Origin of the sequence: Microcoleus sp. B3-D7, from assembly GCF_036705305.1 — a bacterium.
In the GTDB taxonomy this organism is placed as follows: Bacteria; Cyanobacteriota; Cyanobacteriia; order Cyanobacteriales; family Microcoleaceae; genus Microcoleus.
In genome coordinates, this window is record NZ_JAUBUE010000126.1 from 1 (window position 1) to 1,629 (window position 1,629).

Annotated in this window: 2 protein-coding genes; both read left to right on the forward strand. The window is 44.7% G+C overall.

Annotation, left to right across the window (positions count from 1 at the left end; all coding sequences use genetic code 11):
- The first annotated feature begins 114 nt into the window (after positions 1-114).
- The gene (locus tag QUB25_RS29605) at positions 115-975 is read left to right on the forward strand and encodes a transposase (RefSeq protein ID WP_333189044.1); all 861 of its coding nucleotides are present in this window, start codon (positions 115-117) and stop codon (positions 973-975) included.
- A gap of 70 nt (positions 976-1,045) precedes the next feature.
- Complete coding sequence (locus tag QUB25_RS29610) at positions 1,046-1,549, forward strand: hypothetical protein (RefSeq protein WP_333189046.1); 504 nt, start codon at positions 1,046-1,048, stop codon at positions 1,547-1,549.
- Positions 1,550-1,629 lie beyond the last annotated feature (80 nt).

Consider the following 1,629-nt stretch of genomic DNA (forward strand, 5'->3'; position numbering starts at 1 on the left):
TTTGGAGTTTAGACTAAGCAGGTCAAAAAGTGCGATCACTCTGAGACTAGCGAACAATTCTCAAGAACGGCAATGGTCGCTGGCGACAAGCTATCAGACTCAATCCTAAGATAGATGGCAGCGACCGTTGACGTTCTCGGAGACTCGCAAGAAGAGAAAAAAACTGTCTGCGATAGTTTCAACAGACAGCGCAAGGGTAGAAAATTGAGAATTCAGCAAAAAATCTCAAATCTACCTGCAATGAAGTTTGAACAATTATACGAATTTCGTCAACAAGCTTATGAATGCTTGGGCAATGCCAAAGATGCCACCTTTGAACTAGCAGATGCGGTGATGACGACCCGCCACGTCTCATGTTTAGGAGATTTGGCTCTAAGTCCTTTGTTTCGACGTGAGTGGTCAAGCGTCTACGAGGCGCTGCAAGATTGTAGACCAGACCGAGACAAATTGATGCAACTATACATCCAACAGATCTCAGAAGTAGAACGTCCAGTATTGGCTATCGATCATACAGCATGGTTGAGACCCCATGCACCTACCCTGAAAGAGCGTACTTACGAACATCAACCCACCACTTTGCCTCACGGCATACCTGTCGGTATCGGTCAGGGATATAGTACGATCGCGTGGATACCTTTGACCAGTGGCAGTTGGGCACTACCCTTGAGACACGAACGTATTACCAGTTGGGAAAATCCGATCACTAAAGGCGCTCAACAATTGGCACAAGTGTGTCAATATTTTCAGCATCGACCTCTAGTCCTCTTTGATAGCGAGTATGGATGTGCTCCTTTGATCGAAGCAACCGCAGAAATCGCCGCCGATAAAATCATGCGTATTCGTTCTAATCGTTGCTTGTGGTCAGCACCTTCATCCTATAGTGGTAGAGGACGACCCAAAATTCATGGGAACCAGTTTAAGCTTAACGACACTCAAAGCTGGTGGGAACCAGAACAAACACTCTTTATCTCTTGAACCGAAACTCGGACGAATCAGATTGAGAAAATGGGATAACTTACATTTTCGAGGCAGTCCCAAACATCCGATGACTCTGATTTTAGTAGAACGCTTAGAAGCTATAACGGGTCAATTAAAAACTCAACCTTTGTGGTTAGTGTGGATTGGTCTCCAGATGCCACCTCTTACAGAAATTTGGCAACTATATCTGCGCCGTTTTACTATCGAGCATTGGTATCGCTTAGCCAAACAAACCTTGCATTGGACTGTGCCGAAGTTGAGTACCCCTGAACAATGTCAACGATGGAGCGATTTGATGCCATTAGTGAACTGGCAATTATGGTTAGCTAAAGATTTAGTCAGAGAAACTCGTCTACCCTGGCAAAAGTCTCTCTCTGAATTGACCCCTGGAAGGGTTGCACAATCAATGCTTCCACTTTTAATCAAGATTGGGACTCCCACTGTTGCTCCCAAACGTCGAGGAAATTCAGATGGATGGCCTCAAGGAAGACATCGAACTCAAAGATGTCGCTATCCTGTGGTAAAAAAGGGCAAAGGTCGGTTCCAAAAATCAACAAAATTCGTAAGTTAACCTTGAGAACTCTCTCGCTTATTAACCATTTTCTCCACTCAGCTCATGCTGAGTCAATTTGTGCTTAGTCTAAACTCCAA

What these genes read in the sequence shown, in the direction of transcription:
- QUB25_RS29605 (WP_333189044.1), top strand. Translation starts at nt 115, where the DNA reads ATGGCAGCGACCGTTGACGTTCTCGGAGACTCGCAAGAAGAGAAAAAA.
- QUB25_RS29610 (WP_333189046.1), top strand. Translation starts at nt 1,046, where the DNA reads ATGACTCTGATTTTAGTAGAACGCTTAGAAGCTATAACGGGTCAATTA.